This is a genomic window from Vibrio sp. SCP2, from assembly GCF_059295395.1.
The window spans coordinates 405,432-423,858 of the sequence record NZ_JCAFVV010000001.1 but is presented as its reverse complement, the minus strand read 5'-3'; the positions used below and the strand labels follow the sequence as shown (position 1 = coordinate 423,858).

General features: G+C 43.1%; 21 protein-coding genes. 6 read left to right on the top strand and 15 right to left on the bottom strand.

Features of this window, described 5'->3' with window-relative positions; genetic code table 11:
• The first annotated feature begins 157 nt into the window (after positions 1-157).
• Together yegD and AC5O63_RS02070 are read left to right on the top strand one after the other, a co-directional pair.
• Entirely contained in the window at positions 158-1,510 is a 1,353-nt protein-coding gene (gene yegD, locus AC5O63_RS02075) for a molecular chaperone (protein ID WP_494503735.1), read from the top strand.
• Between the two features lie 222 nt (positions 1,511-1,732).
• On the top strand, positions 1,733-3,643 hold the full coding sequence (locus AC5O63_RS02070) for a methyl-accepting chemotaxis protein (RefSeq protein WP_494503734.1): 1,911 nt from the start codon (positions 1,733-1,735) through the stop codon (positions 3,641-3,643).
• 54 nt (positions 3,644-3,697) lie between these two features.
• Here AC5O63_RS02070 and AC5O63_RS02065 read toward each other — a convergent pair whose 3' ends face one another.
• Positions 3,698-4,342 (bottom strand): helix-turn-helix domain-containing protein, encoded by a 645-nt coding sequence (locus tag AC5O63_RS02065; protein WP_494503733.1) that lies wholly within the window; start codon positions 4,340-4,342, stop codon positions 3,698-3,700.
• 331 nt (positions 4,343-4,673) lie between these two features.
• Here AC5O63_RS02065 and AC5O63_RS02060 point away from each other — a divergent pair, with 331 nt between their 5' ends.
• Positions 4,674-5,585: a cation efflux transmembrane domain-containing protein gene (locus AC5O63_RS02060; RefSeq protein WP_494503732.1), complete on the top strand. Its 912-nt coding sequence runs from the start codon at positions 4,674-4,676 to the stop codon at positions 5,583-5,585.
• Between the two features lie 23 nt (positions 5,586-5,608).
• Complete coding sequence (locus AC5O63_RS02055) at positions 5,609-6,445, top strand: DUF3626 domain-containing protein (RefSeq protein ID WP_494503731.1); 837 nt, start codon at positions 5,609-5,611, stop codon at positions 6,443-6,445.
• Between the two features lie 23 nt (positions 6,446-6,468).
• Here AC5O63_RS02055 and AC5O63_RS02050 read toward each other — a convergent pair whose 3' ends face one another.
• Positions 6,469-7,674, bottom strand: coding sequence for an MFS transporter (locus AC5O63_RS02050; RefSeq protein WP_494503730.1), 1,206 nt, complete (start codon positions 7,672-7,674; stop codon positions 6,469-6,471).
• A 97-nt stretch (positions 7,675-7,771) separates the two neighbouring features.
• Here AC5O63_RS02050 and soxR point away from each other — a divergent pair, with 97 nt between their 5' ends.
• Positions 7,772-8,236 carry a redox-sensitive transcriptional activator SoxR gene (gene soxR, locus AC5O63_RS02045; RefSeq protein ID WP_494503729.1) on the top strand — a complete coding sequence of 155 codons (465 nt, stop codon included), beginning with the start codon at positions 7,772-7,774 and terminating at the stop codon, positions 8,234-8,236.
• Here soxR and AC5O63_RS02040 read toward each other — a convergent pair.
• Entirely contained in the window at positions 8,210-9,085 is an 876-nt protein-coding gene (locus AC5O63_RS02040; protein WP_494503728.1) for an AEC family transporter, read from the bottom strand. The genes soxR and AC5O63_RS02040 overlap by 27 nt on opposite strands.
• 99 nt (positions 9,086-9,184) lie before the next feature.
• On the bottom strand, positions 9,185-9,664 hold the full coding sequence (locus AC5O63_RS02035; RefSeq protein WP_494503727.1) for a peptide-methionine (S)-S-oxide reductase: 480 nt from the start codon (positions 9,662-9,664) through the stop codon (positions 9,185-9,187).
• Positions 9,665-9,949: 285 nt separating this feature from the next.
• On the opposite strand from AC5O63_RS02035, the gene AC5O63_RS02030 reads away from it, so the two are divergent.
• Positions 9,950-10,600 carry a Qnr family pentapeptide repeat protein gene (locus tag AC5O63_RS02030; protein ID WP_494503726.1) on the top strand — a complete coding sequence of 217 codons (651 nt, stop codon included), beginning with the start codon at positions 9,950-9,952 and terminating at the stop codon, positions 10,598-10,600.
• 68 nt (positions 10,601-10,668) lie between these two features.
• Here the strand turns inward: AC5O63_RS02030 and AC5O63_RS02025 are convergent, their stop codons facing one another.
• The 11 genes from AC5O63_RS02025 to AC5O63_RS01975 all read right to left on the bottom strand — a co-directional run bounded on the left by AC5O63_RS02025 (position 10,669) and on the right by AC5O63_RS01975 (position 18,396).
• Positions 10,669-11,472 carry a nickel/cobalt transporter gene (locus tag AC5O63_RS02025; RefSeq protein ID WP_494503725.1) on the bottom strand — a complete coding sequence of 268 codons (804 nt, stop codon included), beginning with the start codon at positions 11,470-11,472 and terminating at the stop codon, positions 10,669-10,671.
• On the bottom strand, positions 11,465-12,076 hold the full coding sequence (locus AC5O63_RS02020; protein ID WP_494503724.1) for a DUF1007 family protein: 612 nt from the start codon (positions 12,074-12,076) through the stop codon (positions 11,465-11,467). Before AC5O63_RS02020 ends, AC5O63_RS02025 begins: the two co-directional genes overlap by 8 nt.
• A 51-nt stretch (positions 12,077-12,127) precedes the next feature.
• Positions 12,128-13,009 carry a zinc ABC transporter substrate-binding protein gene (locus tag AC5O63_RS02015; RefSeq protein ID WP_494503723.1) on the bottom strand — a complete coding sequence of 294 codons (882 nt, stop codon included), beginning with the start codon at positions 13,007-13,009 and terminating at the stop codon, positions 12,128-12,130.
• 185 nt (positions 13,010-13,194) lie between these two features.
• Entirely contained in the window at positions 13,195-13,728 is a 534-nt protein-coding gene (locus AC5O63_RS02010; protein ID WP_494503722.1) for a pilin, read from the bottom strand.
• Positions 13,729-13,803: 75 nt separating this feature from the next.
• A complete protein-coding gene (locus AC5O63_RS02005; protein WP_494503721.1) occupies positions 13,804-14,433 on the bottom strand; it encodes a DsbA family protein in 630 nt (209 codons plus the stop codon).
• A 548-nt stretch (positions 14,434-14,981) separates the two neighbouring features.
• A complete protein-coding gene (locus tag AC5O63_RS02000; RefSeq protein ID WP_494503720.1) occupies positions 14,982-15,809 on the bottom strand; it encodes a hypothetical protein in 828 nt (275 codons plus the stop codon).
• 429 nt (positions 15,810-16,238) lie between these two features.
• Positions 16,239-16,787 (bottom strand): hypothetical protein, encoded by a 549-nt coding sequence (locus AC5O63_RS01995; RefSeq protein WP_494503719.1) that lies wholly within the window; start codon positions 16,785-16,787, stop codon positions 16,239-16,241.
• 152 nt (positions 16,788-16,939) lie between these two features.
• Positions 16,940-17,245, bottom strand: a complete 306-nt coding sequence (locus tag AC5O63_RS01990; RefSeq protein ID WP_494503718.1) for a hypothetical protein — start codon at positions 17,243-17,245, stop codon at positions 16,940-16,942.
• The gene (locus tag AC5O63_RS01985; RefSeq protein WP_494503717.1) at positions 17,245-17,715 is read right to left on the bottom strand and encodes a hypothetical protein; all 471 of its coding nucleotides are present in this window, start codon (positions 17,713-17,715) and stop codon (positions 17,245-17,247) included. Before AC5O63_RS01985 ends, AC5O63_RS01990 begins: the two co-directional genes overlap by 1 nt.
• Before the next feature lie 34 nt (positions 17,716-17,749).
• Positions 17,750-17,986: a hypothetical protein gene (locus tag AC5O63_RS01980; RefSeq protein ID WP_004748112.1), complete on the bottom strand. Its 237-nt coding sequence runs from the start codon at positions 17,984-17,986 to the stop codon at positions 17,750-17,752.
• Positions 17,980-18,396 (bottom strand): hypothetical protein, encoded by a 417-nt coding sequence (locus AC5O63_RS01975; protein ID WP_494503716.1) that lies wholly within the window; start codon positions 18,394-18,396, stop codon positions 17,980-17,982. Before AC5O63_RS01975 ends, AC5O63_RS01980 begins: the two co-directional genes overlap by 7 nt.
• Positions 18,397-18,427 lie beyond the last annotated feature (31 nt).

The following is an 18,427-nucleotide window of genomic DNA, read 5'->3' as shown; positions in this document are numbered from 1 at the left end:
AAAAAGAAGCCTTTATCGCTATTGACCTGTCTACCAGTGTAGGTTCTACTATCTGGCTCGCCAAAATAAGGCTTAATACCAAGCAGAATAAATATCTGATCACCTATTTTATGCCGATTGGTATCAGATTTCGTTACAGTGAAGAGGTGCTGCCACTATGTCTATTGGATTTGATTATGGAACCGCGAATTGCTCAGTCGCAACGCTAGTCGATGGACAGGTGAAACAGATTCCTTTGGTGGGAGAAGATTACTATATTCCTTCGACCCTTTGTGCTCCAACGTCAGAAGTGGTGTCGGAATACCTATTTAGAATCCTAGGAATTAAGCCCTCTGATGCAGCGGGAGAACAGATGCTTCGTCGTGCGATTAAACTCAATGCCGAAGAAGGCCTCGATGTTCGTAGTGATGATGTTAAGTTTGGTCATGAAGCGCTCAACCTCTATTTAGAAGATCCTCAAGACGTTTACTACGTTAAATCGCCTAAATCGTTTTTAGGTGCAATGGGGCTGCGCGATATGCAGTTGTCATTTTTTGAGGATCTGGTGTGTGCCATGATGGCGAACATTCGCCAACGAACAGAGGCGGCTCTAGAACAAGAGGTGACTCAAACCGTGATCGGTCGCCCGGTGAACTTTCTTGGTCGAGGTGGAGAAGAGTCTAACATTCAAGCCGAAGGCATCTTGCGTCGCGCCGCTCTAAGGGCGGGATTCAAAGACGTCGAATTTCAGTTTGAACCCGTTGCCGCCGGGTTGGATTATGAAGCATCATTGGATCAGGACAAAAATGTCTTGGTCGTGGATATTGGTGGTGGTACCACAGACTGCTCTTTTTTACGCATGGGGCCAACATGGGCGGGCAAACGCGAACGTAGAGACTCGCTGTTAGCCCACTCAGGTCAAATGGTGGGTGGTAACGATCTTGATATTTTTACCGCGTTTAAGCAGTTTATGCCTGAGTTTGGTATGGGAACGCAAAATCTAGCAGGGTTAGAAGTACCGACAACCCAGTTTTGGAATCCCATTGCTATTAATGATGTTCAAGCGCAGCGTAAGTTCTATGGTCACGACAATCGCAAACAGCTGCAACTGCTAATTAAAGAAGCGCAGACCCCGGATAAATTGCGCCGACTATTCGAACTATATCAGGGCACACTGGGTTATGCCGTCATCCGAGAGGCAGAGCAAACCAAAATTGCTTTGGGCGAAGACGACAGCTACCAAGCGAAAATTCAATTGCTCAATGAGTTGGTTTCAATCCCTGTTTTAAAATCGGATATGGAAGAGGCTATTTCAGTCCCGACAGAGAAGATTAAAGCACTAGTTAAAGAAGCAATAAACCAGAGTGGGATTGAGCCAGATGTCGTTTATATGACAGGGGGCTCTGCACGCTCACCAATTTTAAGAGGGGCGGTGAGCGCGATACTGCCGACCACGCCAATCGTGAGTGGTAATTACTTTGGTTCGGTCACCGCTGGACTAGCGCGCTGGTCTGACACTATTTATTCCTAACGTTAGTCGTCCCACTTTTGGGACATCAACAAGCTAAATCACATTTTACTTACTGATATTAATCACATTAATGATTTATCTATCATTAATGTGATTATTGCATTTCAAATCTGGATTTTTGTCATATAACAGCCACACTTTAATAATAATTTTAATAATTAACTAAAGTTGACGTACTTCAAGTCGCTTAATAACTAATTGACTAAAAAAGGGTTGTTTGTAATGAGGAATTTAGGGTTTAGAAAACTACTTCTTATCTCCATTATTGCTCTGGTTGTTTTTTCGGTCTCTGTGTCTAGCTATGTTGCTTATATTGATCAGAAAGAAACGTTGGTAGAACTTATTACCAACAGCAACCAAGAGTATGTAGAGAGTCAGGCAGAGCAAATCGCCAGTAAACTCAATGAGAAAGTGGCAGGTTTAGATAAGCTTGGCAAACAGTTCGAAAGTGAGCCTATTACGGGAACAGAACAAGATTTCATTCAATTGACCCACCTGATTGCAGGCGGGATGAATCTGAATAGTTCGGTTGTTGGGTTTACCAATGGTGATGCGTATTGGAACCAAACCGCAAAAACTTGGCCGAACCATAAATACGATGGTGATGTTACAACGCGAAGTTGGTATCAGCTTGGTAGGCAAAGTACCACTGCGGCTATGACTGAACCATACCTAGACAGTGATGGGGACACCTATTGGGTATCCATTGTTCGTAAGACATTTAGCGGCATGATCTCTGCCGATATGCAGCTCGGCTTTCTCAACGAAATCGTCAAAAATGCGAACGAGATACCGGGCGCGATTGCGATGATTATTAACCACGATAAAACCATTCTTGCATCATCATTCGACGAGGTAAAAGCTGGCGAAAAATCAGATAAATACCCTTGGCTTAGTGACGTTGCAAAGCAATCACTTGGCGTTAATGCGTCGGTATTTGATGGGCTCATGGGAGATAAAGATAAATTGTTTTTCTCGCATCAAATCAACATCGCGGGTAAGAGTTGGTATTTTGTTGTTGGTCTAGAAAAGGACATTGTTTTTGCTGATCTCGCTTCGGCGAAGACATCTGCCATCACTACTGCGCTAGTTGCCACGGTGATCAGTGTGATTCTGGCACTACTAATCATGAATGTGTTGTACCGACCTATACTGGTACTGAAAGAGACCATTGCTGGTTTGAGTCAAGGTAATGGTGACCTAACCCAACGCATTGAGGTGAAAACCAATGATGATCTTGGGCAAATATCCGAAGGCGTCAATGCGTTTATCGCCAACTTGCAAAACATGCTGTTAGAGATAAGAGAAGTCACTGACCACCTGAATGAAAACGTCGATCGAATGAAGGACCAGAGTCAACGCAACAGCGTCATTCTTCAAAACCATGTTCAGGAAACCGAGCAGGTTGTTACTGCAATTGAAGAGATGAACTCAACCGCAGAATCTATGGCGACGGATGCAGCGAATACCGCTCAGCTTACACATAAAGCGAGTGAGGCGAGCACAACCTCAAAGAATACAGTCACACAGGCGCAAAACAACGTTCAGGAGTTAGTCGATGATGTCAGTACCGCTTCAGACAATGTTAACAACATGGCGTCAGAGACGGATGGTATCAACACTATTTTGGGTGTTATCGGTGATATTGCAGAGCAAACTAACTTACTAGCCCTAAATGCGGCAATTGAAGCAGCGCGTGCAGGGGAACAAGGTCGAGGCTTTGCGGTTGTAGCTGATGAGGTACGTAATCTTGCAAGCAGAACGAAAACCAGTACCGAAGAAATCGAGGCAGCGCTTGCGAGTTTGCTGCGCGGTAGCCAATCGGTTGTCGATTCAATGGACTCGACCAAGCAGAAATGTGCGCAAACCGCAGAGGGTGCCGGTGAAGTAGCAGAGAGCCTAGATGTGATGACAGAGTTTGTTACCGACATCAACGACCTGAGCACCCAGATTGCGACAGCGGCGGAAGAGCAAAGTAGCGTGACTCAGGAGTTGAGCCGCAATATGTCGGCGATTAATGACATCGTTGGTGAGTTGGACAGTAATGGTCAACAGGCTCTTGAAGAAGCTCAGAATATCTCTGACATGAACCAGAAATTGACCGGAATCGTGGGTCGATTCAAACTTGACTAATATAAAACAAAAAGAGGCACTGATTAGTGCCTCTTCTACTATCTGGATATTGGATTAGCTGCGCCTAGCCCAAACACCCCAGCGTACTACGCCAATAACTTCAATTTCAGATTCATCAATGGTGTTGATCGGGTTGCGATCAGTATCTTCACCATACCAAACGTGAACTTTGTCAGCGATTTTAACCAATGTGAAAAAGTCGGGAGTCGGATTACTACCAATGCGAGCCAGAACAATATCATCGTTCGCCCACTCTTTCTCTTTGGTAATAAGTGCGTAGCAACTCCATGTTCTCGACATTGATCCTGTTACTGGATAGACCACACCGAAGCAATCTGCATATTCTTTTGCTACAGGCATAGTGTCTACAGGTGTCGCGTCTGCAGTAGTTAGATGCTTATGTACATCTGTACGCTTATAGATATTAACGGTAGCAGCTTCCGAGTCAGACAGTAGGTTAATTGTCTCTTTATCTGTTGACTTGTCACCAATTCCAAAGCAAAGCCAGTGTGGTTCAACATCAAGAAAGCGAGCAATATCAGAAAGCTCTTCTAAGCTTGGGTAAGTACGGTTGCTTGATTTTGAAAGGTAGCGGCCGATGGTTGCTTTGCCTTTGCCGATACCTTGTGCCAGTGACGCGTTGTTTTCTCCACGCTCTTTCAAAAGAGCAATGATTCTGTCTTGGTAATTATCTTGCATCGATGGAAACCTTAACGGGTAAGTATTCTTCTCAAATATGAAACTACAAGAAAATATATGCTCTTTTTGAAAACCATGCAAGTCGTGATATCTCAAATTTCTTGAGCAAGTTTCTGATTTGGGTGGCTAATAATCAATATTTTGTATTTATTTCAAAAATGATTAACAGAATTTGTAACATGTCTGCGGATAATTGCCTATTTGGCTGTGCTCAAAGAGAACTCACTCTTTTATAGCGAGGTTTCGCGTATTGCGAGTCGGGTAAGTCGTAACTAGAATGTCAGTCTTGATTTAACACACTTAGCTTGTAGAAGTGGAAAAGGATATTGGGATGAAAGATCAAATTGCTCAAACAGAGAAGCGCGCATTAAAGTTAGGAATAGCGGCTAACTTGGTGATGGCGTTTTCAGGTTGGGCAGCTTACAACTTATCTGGCTCAGAGGCTTTGCTGCTTGATGGCAATATGTCTTTTATCTTGTTTCTTACTGCGATTGTGGCGCTGAAAATTACTCAAATAAAATCGTTACGTAATGAAACTTATCCTTTTGGCCTGTACGTTACAGAGGCACTATACAGCTTAATGAAAGGTTTGTTGCTGCTAGGTGTTGTTATATCGGCAATCGTCAGCAACGGGTCAAAAATTGTTAGCTATTTAAATGGAGCTCAGCTCACAATGATTAAAACCGGTGTGATTGTCTATTATGCGATTGCTATGGTGGCGATTTGTTGGGGGCTATCTGCTTTTTACTACTTTCAGAATAAGAAGATCGCTAACAGCAGCTCGATGTTAAAGGTCGATCAAAAATCTTCACTGATTGACGGGGTACTTTCTGCTTCGACCGGCGCTATTTTGGTTGTTATTGGTTACGTTCAAGTTGGCAGCCAATTTGATTTCCTGCTTTATATTGGCGATGCGTTATTAGTTTTAATTTTAGCACTGCTGATGATAGGTCAGCCGATTGGCATTATTCGCGAGGCGTTTGTTGAACTTGCGGGTGGTAAACTGCAAAATGAGCAGCAGCATCAAGAGATTTCGACGTTAGTGACAGATCATTTTGCTAATCAAGAGATAGAAAAGCTCAATATCAGTAAAACCGGATCAAGTTACCTAGTCGTGATTGGTGTGTCGCTACAGCAGTTGCAACAACACGATGAGGCAATATGGCGTGAGCAAAAAACGAAACTCACTCAAGTGCTGAGCAGTAAATATCCTTTTGTCGATGTCGAGGTGGTCGTTATCTAGATTTTTTGGGATAGAAATAGACAATGGCACAAGATATTTATCACAGAGCACTTCAGGCGATACGCGACAAGTCTTCACAGAATACTTCGTTATGTCCTTATGCCGTGACGATTAATTTTCACCCCGATCGTTTTACCCACGATGGACGACCGTTGATCGAGCAACTAGCGCATGATGGGGTTTTGAAGTCTCAGTTCGAAACACAAACGAGTAACGGTGGTTTAACGGCATTTAATGGTGGAGAACGCTGGCTATGGGAGCAACGCGTATTTGGTGGTGTTTATGATACTTGCGAAGCACATCAGAGGCCTAAATATGGTGCTTTGAACTTTCTTGAAAGCGAATACGGAGCAGCCCCTCGATTTGGTTCAAGTTACTTTCGATTAAATCGTAAAGTGTTAGAAAGAATCAGTTATTGCTATCCAGATAGCTACTATCATCCTAGCAATTTCGCTACATCCAGCTCCGTTAAATCTTTAGTCAAAATGGCACAAGCGTTTACTGGAGATGAGCTCGATAGATATGTTGAAGCGCAAATCCATGGTGAGTTGAACCTTGCTAAAGACGTTGAAGTATTGGTTCTTGACCCAAGCTTCAAGGGCACAGAGGTCGAGGTATGGGCTAACAAACTGCCATGTGTTTTAGAATGGCATAGCGGATACGTTTTAGATGTCCAAGACGTTAATGACAACCCTAGTTACAGAGGCGGGCGTTTCATCGAGCTGGCTGTAAAGCTAGCGACTAACAATAAGATAAAGCCAATAGATCTTTCTAGAGCCATTTATCAGATGAACTTTGACGAACAAGATATCAAGAAAATCTGGCACTATATGGCTAATTTCGGCAGATTGGCTCGCTAAATTACGAGCCTAATCTACTTAAGCTAAGAAACCAGTAATGGCTCTAGTTCGTTTCTTTGGTTAAGTCTAATCATCACACCGACGGCGACAAACATAACGGCGGCGGCCAGCATAAACCCATATTGAGTTGTACCGTAGTGAGCCAAAGCCGCAATCACAACATAGCTGATGCTTTGCACCGAAGTTGAGAACATAGCTAAGCCTCCATCCACTCGACCACGTTGATTGACCTCAATAGTGTGGTGCATCCAATTGGTACGTGCGATGCGATTTAATGCGTTAAAGAATCCAAAAAACAGAGTAAATAGCAAGATATAGCCAGGATGTTGCGAGAAACTCATGCCGACTAGGGTAAGCGCCACTACCGCCATGGAATACTGCATGGTTGTTTGGTGTGAGGTTAATGTCAACAGTTTGCTAAGTAATACACCTGTGAGCAGTGAACCTAAACCAAAAGTGATGTTATAGCCTGCATACCAATCACCTGAAATCCCATTTTCTGCAAACCAAATCGGAACCAACTTGCCTAAAAAGGTCAGTATCGGATAGGAAAGGCAAGAGAGCATGATAAAGGCATAGAAACGTGGTTGCTTAGCGAAAATACTCTTACTTTCTTTCATCTGTTCCAGAAAGGGCGCCTTGTGTGTGCTACGTAATTTTCTACGGTAAAGCGTTACTATGTAGCTAAGCGCAGCGATACCCGAAGCGCTCGCTGCGAAAGCTGCGAATTCAAGCATGCCCCATGCTTGCAGCAATATGACGCCCAATGCACCAGCACCAAGAGTTGTTCCTTGCATCACAATTTCTTGCTTGCCTGAGATAGAAGCGTATTCATGCAAATCGTAGTTTTCTTGAGTAAATGCATTATTGGTCGTCCAAGCTAGATTGCTCGTTACCCAGAACACAAGTTGTGCTGCAGCAAGTAACCAATGTGATCCGTCAGACAGCCAATAAGAAAAGAAGACAACCATAGCAGTTGCGGACTGAATCAATTGGACTAAAACCAGTAGTGACTTACGCGAGTGTCTGTCGATCAAAGTAGAGAAAAATGGGGTAAGGACAAACGAGGTTGCGGTACAGGCGAGTGCGATTAGGGCGACAAAGGTGCCCATGTTTTCTGATTCAAGCATGACCCAAGGCAGGGCCATCATAAACAAGCCAGATGAAATACCATCAAAAAAGCGTCCGGAAAGATAAGGTAAGGTTCTGCTTTTTGCGAGTAGGTTCATTGAATTTTCCTTATGTATATTCGCCAACTTGGTGCTACTCTAAAACCTCAAGATAACTTGAGGTAAAGCACTTTATTCAATTAATTTGGAGGCTTATATGGAAATGAGCGTAGGGGAAGTCGCGAAGCGTGCCGGAGTAAAAGTATCGGCACTGCATTTCTACGAACAAAAAGGTTTGATTCACAGCTGGCGTAATCAAGGCAACCAACGGCGTTACGATCGTAGCGTACTGAGAAGGATCGCAGTGATTAAAGCAGCACAGGAAGTAGGTTTAACGCTAGAGGAAATTGTCCACTCTCTTGATCAGTTGCCTAAGCATCAAGCACCAAATAGAGAGCAATGGGATCGGATGGCTTCAGGATGGAAAGAGATGCTTGAGCACAGAATTCTACAACTAAAAGCACTCCAAGATGACCTAGGGGGCTGCATTGGCTGCGGTTGTCTCTCTATGGAGTCTTGCGCAATCTACAATCCTCAAGATATTCGCGCAGAAACATTTAAAGGCAAAACCTTACTGACCAACCCTGAAGAGTGGTCAGAGGGAAAGAGCGAACCCGAGTAACAAGGGCAGAGTTAAAATACTAAAGAAGTTGCCAAATAAGACCATTGAAGCCACCTTGGTGGGCTCTATATGAAAGCGCTCAGCGAATAAGTAGTTCATCACGGCAGGTGGCAGCATGGTGAAAAGTACCATCATTTGTAACTGCATCGTTGGTAGTGGAATAAAGAAGTAAATAACCGCGAAAGCAATCGCGCCAGTAAACAGTGATTGCAATGTGCAAAGCAGACCAACCTTAAGACCGCTCATCCTCATATTACACATTTGAGCCCCTAAAGAGAGCAGCATCACTGGTACAGCCGCTTGCCCGAGTAAAACAGTCGCTTCATACAATGGAGACCAGACACCAATACCAGATAAATTGAAGATAAGCGCTGCGCTTGCGGCAAGAAAGATCGGCATTTTGATGATCTGCTTGAACGGATTCCCTTCACTGAGTAGAGCTAAACCAAGGCTAATGTGGAGACAAGCAGAAACCACAAACAGTAACACAGCAGAAGCGAGTGCGGTGTCGCCAAAGGTGTAAGTGAAAAGGGGGATCGCTAAGTTTCCACTGTTACGAAACATATGCGGTGGAGCCCAGGCTTTATACCTCAGCTTAGACACTTTACATATTGGAATCATTACCAGACCCGGCAGCAACACAGCGACGAGGGATGCAGTGAGCAAAGGCACTTGCTGTGTATCTAGCGGCATAGCAACCAATGAAGAGAAGACTAGCGCAGGGGTAAAGGCATCCATGTTAATGCGATTGATCGGCTTGAAGTCGGGTTTTAACCAACGCCCAACAGAGTAACCCACAGCCACCAATGCAAAAACTGGAAAAAGTATGCCTACGACTTGCTGAAACATGTCCTGCCCTGAACTGTCTAAATCCTAGTCGTCAAAGTAACTGATTTTATTACAACAAAACAGAGCAAGAAGGGAAATAAGTGAACTATCTACTTTGCGTTACTCTTGGCGATATTTGTGCAGTAGATTGATTGGTATATGACAGTAATCATTGGGGAAGCGCGTTAATCTATCTTGGTGCTCTTCATCGCTTTTAACGTAATTGGTCAGCACTTTGACCTCTACTGCAATCTTGTCGCTGTCTGGTCGATTGGCAATATAGTTCTGAGCCGCAATCAGATGAGCGTTGTTTTGGCTGTAGACTCCAGTGCGGTACTTTTCTCCAACGTCTTCTCCTTGCTGATTGACACTATAAGGGGCAATTATCTCGAAAAGGTAATCCATTAACTGTTCGACAGAAACCTTATCGGAGTCAAATTGGGTGCGGACGCATTCTGCATAGCCGTCATACTCGCTTGATGTCGTGTTTGTGGTTCCGTTGGCTCGCCCTGCTTCTGTGCTCAATACGCCGGGCACGTGTTTCATAAATTCTTGGACGCCCCACAAGCAGCCGCCGGCGATGTAAATCTCTTCTAGCAAAACATTTTTCCGTGAACGATTTGCCGCGATCTTATTACAGAACGCGTAGCTAATGAAGGACTAGGTTCTCCATAATATTCGCGAGTCTCTATATGGCTCTAAGTCGGTTTAAATTATTTTTTGCATAAGCGCATAGGGTGAAATTGAAATAAGTGGCTGAGAGCGCCAGTTTGACACCTCAAAATGGCGATTTTGAGGGGTTTTAAGTTGATGGTTTTTAAAGGTTTGTTTTTGTGGAAAAACAGCAACTTAGAGTGTTAGTCTTGCGTTCAACAAGGAGACACTATGATTACAAGCGACGTAATTTTTGAATTTGAAGACTTTAGTCACCAAGATTTACAAAACAGCCTTTTTGAGCGATGTCAGTTTATTAAATGTACTTTTGACCGAGCGGATTTAAGAGAAGCCAAGTTTGTCGACTGCCGTTTCATTGAACCACAGGCTTTGGAGTCTTGCAGCTTTCAGCATGCCAACTTAAAAGACGCGAGTTTTTCCAACTGTATGCTTGCCATGTGTCAGTTTACAGGAGCAGACTGCTTTGGAATTGAGCTACGTAAATGCGACTTGAAGGGCGCAAACTTTCAACGTGCTAACTTTGCCAACCATATTAGCCACAAAGCTTATTTCTGTTCTGCTTTCATAACGGGGTGTAACTTGATTTATGCTAATTTCGAAAGGGCATTGCTAGAGAAATGTGAACTGTTTGAGAATCGTTGGAATGGGGCGAACCTATCTGGTGCAAGTTTTCTGGGGTCTGATTTATCCAGTGGCGAGTTTAGCTCAGAGCAGTGGGGGACTTTCAACATGGAGCAATGTGACTTAACCCACGTGGATTTAGAGGGACTTAACTTACGTAGAGTCTCTATGACAGGGGTGAAAATCTGTGATTGGCAACAGGCTCAATTACTTGAGCCATTTGGTTTGATAGTGGTTTAATGTGTGTTTAAGCCGTAGCTCAAGTGTCAAAAAGGCAGGTAGTAACATACCTGCCATTGCATTTTGGGTTAAATCTGAATAAAGGTGGCGTACTGTTCAGTCGTGAGCAGCAAATAGCCAAACAAGGCAACGAATGCTCCGCCTATAAACTGGATCGCCTTAAAAGAGTACTTAGAAGGGAGTAGTTCTGCGATTGAGTCTTTACCTTTGACTGCGAGGCAAGCAATAATACTGGTGGTAATCGCAGTGCCGATTGCCATCATAATCGCACTAATGATACCGACTCCACGTAATCCAACCATGTTCGAGAAGAGCAAGATCATCACCGCACCAGTACATGGCCTTAAGCCAACTGCAGCAATAATGCCATATAGGCCATGCTTGTTTACAAAAAGTGGTGCTTTGGAAGTGGCCTTAACCATAAGGACCACGCCAAGGCAAATAACACAGAAATAGCTGATTCGAATCGCCGATGCAATTGCACTATGCACTTCACGCATGGTGGCGGCGAACATCGCTAACATAAACTCGACAATGACAATCGCTACACATGCTTGCAGCATGGCGGTTGTGACGGTAATAAACATTGCTTTTGAAACGGTGCCACGATTAGTAATAAGGTAGGAGCTAACCAAAACCTTGCCGTGACCAGCGCCTAGTGAATGCAATATTCCGTAGCAGAAGCTGACACTGATAAACCACAGCATGGCACCTTGCTTGTTTTCCTCGATATCATAAATAAGCTCCGCGAGCTCATGATTTAAGATGCGTTGCCATTGAATTGCCTTAACCATAATCACAGGCCAATAAGTGGCCAATAGATAAATAGAGGCTAGGGCTAAGCTGACGTATATAATTTTATTTTTATTCATTTGTTTGGCAGTCTAAATAAACGGTTTGTGTAAAAAGTTGCCCGAGTGCATCATCTGGGTCGGCATCGATTGGAAGAGCCATTGCATAAGCCATCTGCTCTGGTGTTGGATTGGGTTTTTCTAGTCGTATCTTGCACTGCATACTGTCATCTAGATGGATATCTTCAGCACTGTTCCAGCTCATATCAACATAATAAGTCGGATCAAAAATTAGTAGTTTTAGTTTGTCGCTATCAAGGGGTAAGGGCTTGGCTAACGGCAAATCAAATCTCAGTGTGGCTTTGCCTCGCTTTAACGTGAGATCGGGGTCAATCGCCTTACGATATTTAATCGGATTTTCACCTTGGTAGAAGTAGGTGAAGTAGTGATTACTTAACATATTCTCTGCGATCGAGTGAGCTAGCTGCTTGAGCATGTTTGGGTCAGAGCGATCTTCACCATCAAGCATATAGGCGGTGGTCATTGCATCAAACTCCCACACCATATATAGGCCAGTTATCTCATGTTGGTTGCCTTGAATATAGGTATTCATCTCTACCCACGAATGTGGGTGAGCCACCACTTGAGCGCAGTAAATCAGCAGTAAAAGGACAGCTTTTTTCATCATTGTATCGTTTGATTGTCAAACAAAAGGCTGCAATTGCAGCCATTAACGTTACTTTAAACAGCTCGTAAGGCTGTCTGAGATTGACTTAAGGAAGGAGAAGTAACTGCCTTTTTTAACCTCAATATCGCTGCCCAATGGATCAAGAGAGCCAATTTTCGCGTTTGTACCGCGTACCGTAGACTCGATAACTGCTGGGGTAAACTGAGGCTCTGTAAACACACATTGAACATTCTTTTCGTTGATGGTGGTACGAATCTGATTGAGCTTTTTCGCGCCAGGCTTACGCTCTGGGTCAACGGTAAAATGACCAAGCTTCTTAGTTTTGAAGTAATCTTCAAAGTAGCCATAAGCATCGTGGAAGACGTAATAACCATCGTTCTTAATTGGCTTGAGCTCGTAGTTGATTGCGGATGCCGTCACCATCAAGTTGTACTGAAACTTCTCAAGGTTATGCTGATAGGCAGTAGTTTTTTCTGGATTAAGCTGTACCAAGCGCTCGGTAATTAAACGTGCGACTTGAATCGCTTGGCGGGGACCGAGCCACACATGTGGATCAAAAGTACTATGATGATGACCACAGCCGCATTTCTTGCCAAACTTGCGTAATTCAACTGATTCTTGGTCTTGGATTTTTAAGGCATTATCAACACCACTGATTGGTTTAACAAGGAAGCTTTCTAAATCTGCGCCAAACCATACGACTAAATCACTCTGTTTAAGGCGGGTAAGATCAGAAGGTTTAAGTGCATAATCGTGAGGTGAAGCGTTGGCAGTTAACAATGTGCTAGTAGTATCGCCCTCAACGATGAGCTCATGGGCGATCATCTCGATCGGCTTAATGGTGGTCAAGACACTAACCGCTTGCGCTTGCAGAGAAGCGACCATCAATGCTGCGGTTGCCATTCGTTTAATCATTTTTGATCTTTCCAAACTTAAAAAAAGGGCGGCGTAATGCCGCCAAAGAGGGGTTAAAGGGTAATCCAGCGGTTTTGTGTCGCTAGGTGTGCAAACAGGTTTTGATTAAGCTGGTAAGTAGAGAAGTTTTGTACATTAGTGCTGATAACTGTAAACATGGTTTCCTCGGAGTAAAGCGTATACTTAAGTCAAGCGGTGGGTTAACAACCGCTCTTAATCAATTCGAAGGTGTACTTTCCTTTATCTGGCTCTTGAAACACTTTTATATGGCATCTATTGCCTTTCAGTGGATCACTTTCAGCATCCTGACCTGTTGGCTCTTTAAGCATAATGGCTGTTTCACGTTTTTGAGTGCCAGTATTAAAGGAATTGAGTTCATCACTTTTGATGTTGATGATGAATACGTTGTTTAGATCAAGCACGCGCGCAAAATTTGATGCTTCATTAATAATGTGACCGTAGTTAACCCAAACCTTCTCATCTTCTTTGTCCTCGCTGTTATGCGTTTCGACTATGGTTTCAAAGAGTTCTTTCTTATGGTCACCGTTTAGAAATGCTTTACCATAAACCATAGAATCTGCACCTAATAGGGCACCCTGAGTTGCTTTTAATGTTGATACACGTGCTTCTTTGGTTACTTCCATATACTTCGGCAGTGCAGCTGCCGCTAAAATCCCTAATACGGCCACAACAACAACGAGTTCAATAAGAGTAAAACCTCTTGCTTGTTTCATTTGTATTCTCCGATTAGTGTTTGTTGGGAGTGACTCCGATTTTGAGTCGCTCCATAGAATTTTAATTGGTTGGGGTTAAACGCCGCTTAGCTCGATTAACAGCAACTCAAGTTCCGGTAAGCTCTTTAGTGAACCAAGGTTGATGCGCTTGTTGCCATTGACAACGATTGTTGGCGTTGCGTTGATGTAATATTGTTTTGTTAGTTGGTCGAAGTTTTCGATGTCTTCACGGACATCTTCACAACCCTTGCGAAAATCAGTCGCATCGCCACCGCAGCGCTCGATCATTTCTGCGAGATCATCACGAGTACGTGGGGCTGAGCTAGGGCGAACGTGAATGCTTGAGATAAGCTCGTTGACATAGTCGTGACCGATCTCTTGACGATTCGCTGTAGCAATGCTTGCTTGGATGTCTTTACCTAGTGGGCCGAAATCTACCGGTACATCTACAAAGCTGATGCCAGCACGTTCAGCCATAGTACGAATTGGTGTGTGCACAATTGCGCAAGGGCGACAAAATGGTGTATAAAAAATCTTTACCTGTGGCTCGCTCGTTGGCTGTTGGTCGAGAGTGACATAATGAACATTCTCTTCGAAGCTACCTGCATGCGCTTTTGAAGTATGTTTTGCGACAGCAGAAAAAATCACTGTGATACAAAGAAGGTAAAAATAAGTGGTGTTTTTTACTTGCTTACTGAATTTCATAAATCATCTCTTTAAAAACATAAGGCTTACCGCCTAGGCTAAGAATAAAAGTGCCATCCTTGGCGTTCTAGCAGTTGCTTGTTTTAGGCTTGATAACGGTATAGTTATCAGGCCAGAATTGAATCCATCCAGATTTATTAAAGGTATTAGAAGCTGTGCACAACACTGGTTTTAAATACGTGCCATGCCCGTCCCTATGCAAGTTAACTATGAAAAACTATCTTTATTGTTTCATAAGTGACAACCCTGAAAGCATCTTGTTTCACCTTTTAAGTCCGGAATGAATAATACAGTGTTTGTAATCAAATGTGAACGTTTTAATATCATAAATAATCCATATGTGTTGTTGATCTACTATTAATTACATTTTTCTGACATTGGCTTACAGTCTGGAATCATTTTTGATTTAGGACTAAGGATGATATGAAGATATTATTTGGAGCTAAACCATGACCTAAAATTAGAAATTGGCTAGTTATAAGTTAAAGCCCCAAAGCAAATACTTTAGGGCTTAATACTAGATTCGCTAAGAGCGAGCTATTCAAAGGTTAGAATACGAACTTAGCACCTAGCTTGATCATGTCATCTTTGTTTGCGTAGTTGCGAGAGTATTGAACGTAAGGAAGTACGCCTTCGTAGCTAGTCAGTGTTGCTTTAATTTCACTAGTCCAGTAGCTATTTTTGTTGCCAGATAGTCCAGTGATGTTGTCTTTATCAACTGAATTGATGAAGTTAACACCTTCACGGATTTTGCTATCTAGTTGTGAACGATGAATCCCCTTAGCTGTTAGAGTAATTGTATTTCCGAAGTTATAACCAACTAGAAGATCTGTACGGCCAATTTTACCTTGAGTCGTAAAATCTCGAGTTTCGATTAGCTTACTTCCAGAAAAGCCTTGTGCCTCTAAGCCTGTTTTATCCATATCACGCTCATAACGGTAACGAGCTGAAGTGAAGAAATCACCAAACTTAGCACCAGCCTCTAGCCCCACTTTTAGTACGTTACTATTGTGGCCTACAGTGTTGATATTTAAAGAATCAAATCTAGCGTCTACCATTCCGGCAAAATCCTCGCCAATAGTTCCTACAAGTTCTTTCTTATCACCCCATTTTACAACATATCCAGCTGAAGGTTTTACGTAGAAGTTGTCAGCGATGTCGAAAGTGTAAGCAACGCCAAGATCTAAATCTTTGTTCGTTGTTGCTTCTGCAGTTAGAGACAGGTTTTCAATTGGTGAGTAGCCTAGCTCAACACCTTGTTTCGCAAGATCGGTATCATGGCTGCGGTCTGAGTAAACATCTACTGAAATAGATGCGAATGCTGCTGATGTAGTTAGTGCTGCTAGAACTGCTGATGCGACTGCTAGTTTTTTCATGTTTGTACCTATTGAATTTAAATGAAAAAACCTTCCTTGGAGAGTTTCACAAGTGGTGCATATCCAATTTGTATCAATCACCTGTGACCTTGGAAATAATAATACACCGTTCAAAATCAAATGTGAATGGATAAAATCCATAAATGATGTAAATGAGTGCTTATTTGAGTTATTTTTACTTTGTTATGACAATTATGACACTGGTCTTTCAGTTTAGGGCTGTTTTTTCATGTTCCAAACAAAAAATGAACCGGAAATGGCTTTTGAGTTTTAAGAATGATTTATAAGTTAATCGGGATGACACCGACTGATTTGATGAGGAAAGGCCTTGTAATTCACAAATCGTAGTTTTCTTATGACACAAAAAAAGGCTCAGAGATGATGTTCTCTGAGCCCAATATCTTTTTGAAGTTAGCTAAACTGTGTCAATTATGATTTAGAATCAGTTTGCTCTAGATTCGCTTCACCGACGACAACAACATCACCAGTCTCTTCATCTAGGTATGCGCCGATTGGTTGAAGTTGCTCATCCTCTGCAGGTGCAGTTTCTTGTTCACCTACAATAACCACTTCGCCAGTCTCTTCATCTAAGTAAGCGCCAATCGGTTGAGGTTCAGCGATAACGAATTCGTAACAGATCTTCGCATCAACGATACCAGCAAGCTTGTTTGACTCACCCGCAATTTTGCCTGGCTGGTTTTCAGCTAACCAATCGTTAGTTGCTGCGCGAAGTGGTGCTTCTTCTTTAGAGCCGAAAATGCCTGAGTCGTTGTAACAGGTCAGAACCTTTCCATCGCTAAAACGGTGTTTTGCGACCGTGTACTGGTTACCGTCAGGTGCGTTGTAGATAGAGTCGTTTGAAGTCACATCGTAAGTCACTAATTGACGGGCACCTTGTACATCGTTGTAAATAGAGCAGCCGCCTAGAGTAGAAGCAGCGACAATAGCAACAAGCAAAGATTTAACTGTAGTTTTCATTTCGATTCCTATTTGTTCAGTAGTAAAGGACGTGGAACGACCTTAAATGTTGTTTTCTGCATCGGTAAGGCATAAATGAAACCTGAGAGACGCAAATATGGATTAAATTCTGAAGCTTATGATCTGTTTGATTTATGAGCTTACTGTCCGGCTTAAAGGACAAGCTCGACCACTCGGCCTATTTGATATTTCATTTTGTCAGATTTGCGCTGTTGAAATAGATAGCGCTCGTTCGCCTGTTGCCAGCCAGAGGTGAGCAAGCAACTGGTATGGTCACCAGTTTCGGCTGACGCCTCTAAACAGGCTTGGCTAATGGAATGACATTCGCCATAACTTTTGCTGATAGACTGGTTTACCTCGTGGTAATAGTCTGCACAGGAGCTAAGGTATGAAGTGCTAACTGAAAAAACACAGCATCCGACGATTGCACCAGTTAGTGCAGTAGAAAATACGTTCATTATCGATTCTCCGCCGCGATAGCTTTGCCGATGCAGGTGCTGTTGAATACGCTAAGCGAGTCGCTGATCAAACGAATGATGTCAGGCAGTAACAAGCCGTCGCTGAGGTTTTCCTCAACTTTTTTGTTGATCAGACCCATAGTGATGTTGAGAAAGCGATAACCTTTTAGCTGTTCATCTTCCGTACCATGAGTAATCAGTCTATTTCCAATTAGAGCATGGCTAAGGAGTATCTTTTCATTCTCGCTAGCACCTTGAGTTTGTAGAGGTGCAAACTTAACCGCCTTCGCTCGCGTGTTGTGCGACTCAACCATAGCTTTTATCGCTTTAGCAAAATTGAGGCTGTGAGCGATGCGGTGATGCTTCTTGTCATTGCCAAAATGACGATCAAGCAGCTTTGCATTGTATCTACCCAACACGTGGTTGAGCCAAATTGAAGGAAATAGAGATTGAACAATTGAACTGATCATTTTTCACCTCGACGAACAATATTTAGCAAATACACTATCTTTTACTATCAAGATATAAGCGCACACCTGTAGCTATGCCTTCTAGCAACTTATCCATAGCGACGACATCAATTTCGCCACCAGATAAATCGCGTAAAGATCCATCGACTAGCTTTAGTCCGTTCTTTCCTTGTTGGATCGTTAATGGGATTCCCCAAATACCAGAAAACCTTTCTGCTTTAGCACGAACCGTTTTTAAACGGTGGGCATCAAGGTGGGTCACGGCTAGCATGCCTCTTGTGGTTTATTTGTTTTGGTCACTTCATTTGCTTGAAGTGAGATTGATTTGGTCGGCATAAATAGCAATGCTAAGCCGAGCAACAAAGATACAACACCAAATATGGCATGAATGGCGCTGCCAACTAACACTGTGCCTTGAATAGCAAGGCTTGAAGCAGTGCCAATTTTAAATGCGGCCTTTAACCTTGCACTGACGATCGCAAAGCTAGCAATCATGCACACGCTATAGGGAACCAAGAGCAAAGTGAATGCAGCCATATGGGATCTTGGAGTAACAAGGTTTACAGTGGCTAATACAATCAATTGGCAAACCACAAGGTTAAGTGCCATTAGGCCAAGGTAATGCCGACGACTTAAGGTCGCATTTTTAAAGGTAAACACTGATTTTATTAGCTGTTTCATTGGTGGTTCCTATGCTCTCATGTGCCAGCCT

What these genes read in the sequence shown, in the direction of transcription:
- yegD (WP_494503735.1), top strand. Translation starts at nt 158, where the DNA reads ATGTCTATTGGATTTGATTATGGAACCGCGAATTGCTCAGTCGCAACG.
- AC5O63_RS02070 (WP_494503734.1), top strand. Translation starts at nt 1,733, where the DNA reads ATGAGGAATTTAGGGTTTAGAAAACTACTTCTTATCTCCATTATTGCT.
- AC5O63_RS02065 (WP_494503733.1), bottom strand. Translation starts at nt 4,342, where the DNA reads ATGCAAGATAATTACCAAGACAGAATCATTGCTCTTTTGAAAGAGCGT.
- AC5O63_RS02060 (WP_494503732.1), top strand. Translation starts at nt 4,674, where the DNA reads ATGAAAGATCAAATTGCTCAAACAGAGAAGCGCGCATTAAAGTTAGGA.
- AC5O63_RS02055 (WP_494503731.1), top strand. Translation starts at nt 5,609, where the DNA reads ATGGCACAAGATATTTATCACAGAGCACTTCAGGCGATACGCGACAAG.
- AC5O63_RS02050 (WP_494503730.1), bottom strand. Translation starts at nt 7,674, where the DNA reads ATGAACCTACTCGCAAAAAGCAGAACCTTACCTTATCTTTCCGGACGC.
- soxR (WP_494503729.1), top strand. Translation starts at nt 7,772, where the DNA reads ATGGAAATGAGCGTAGGGGAAGTCGCGAAGCGTGCCGGAGTAAAAGTA.
- AC5O63_RS02040 (WP_494503728.1), bottom strand. Translation starts at nt 9,085, where the DNA reads ATGTTTCAGCAAGTCGTAGGCATACTTTTTCCAGTTTTTGCATTGGTG.
- AC5O63_RS02030 (WP_494503726.1), top strand. Translation starts at nt 9,950, where the DNA reads ATGATTACAAGCGACGTAATTTTTGAATTTGAAGACTTTAGTCACCAA.
- AC5O63_RS02025 (WP_494503725.1), bottom strand. Translation starts at nt 11,472, where the DNA reads ATGAATAAAAATAAAATTATATACGTCAGCTTAGCCCTAGCCTCTATT.
- AC5O63_RS02020 (WP_494503724.1), bottom strand. Translation starts at nt 12,076, where the DNA reads ATGAAAAAAGCTGTCCTTTTACTGCTGATTTACTGCGCTCAAGTGGTG.
- AC5O63_RS02010 (WP_494503722.1), bottom strand. Translation starts at nt 13,728, where the DNA reads ATGAAACAAGCAAGAGGTTTTACTCTTATTGAACTCGTTGTTGTTGTG.
- AC5O63_RS02005 (WP_494503721.1), bottom strand. Translation starts at nt 14,433, where the DNA reads ATGAAATTCAGTAAGCAAGTAAAAAACACCACTTATTTTTACCTTCTT.
- AC5O63_RS02000 (WP_494503720.1), bottom strand. Translation starts at nt 15,809, where the DNA reads ATGAAAAAACTAGCAGTCGCATCAGCAGTTCTAGCAGCACTAACTACA.
- AC5O63_RS01995 (WP_494503719.1), bottom strand. Translation starts at nt 16,787, where the DNA reads ATGAAAACTACAGTTAAATCTTTGCTTGTTGCTATTGTCGCTGCTTCT.
- AC5O63_RS01990 (WP_494503718.1), bottom strand. Translation starts at nt 17,245, where the DNA reads ATGAACGTATTTTCTACTGCACTAACTGGTGCAATCGTCGGATGCTGT.
- AC5O63_RS01985 (WP_494503717.1), bottom strand. Translation starts at nt 17,715, where the DNA reads ATGATCAGTTCAATTGTTCAATCTCTATTTCCTTCAATTTGGCTCAAC.
- AC5O63_RS01980 (WP_004748112.1), bottom strand. Translation starts at nt 17,986, where the DNA reads ATGCTAGCCGTGACCCACCTTGATGCCCACCGTTTAAAAACGGTTCGT.
- AC5O63_RS01975 (WP_494503716.1), bottom strand. Translation starts at nt 18,396, where the DNA reads ATGAAACAGCTAATAAAATCAGTGTTTACCTTTAAAAATGCGACCTTA.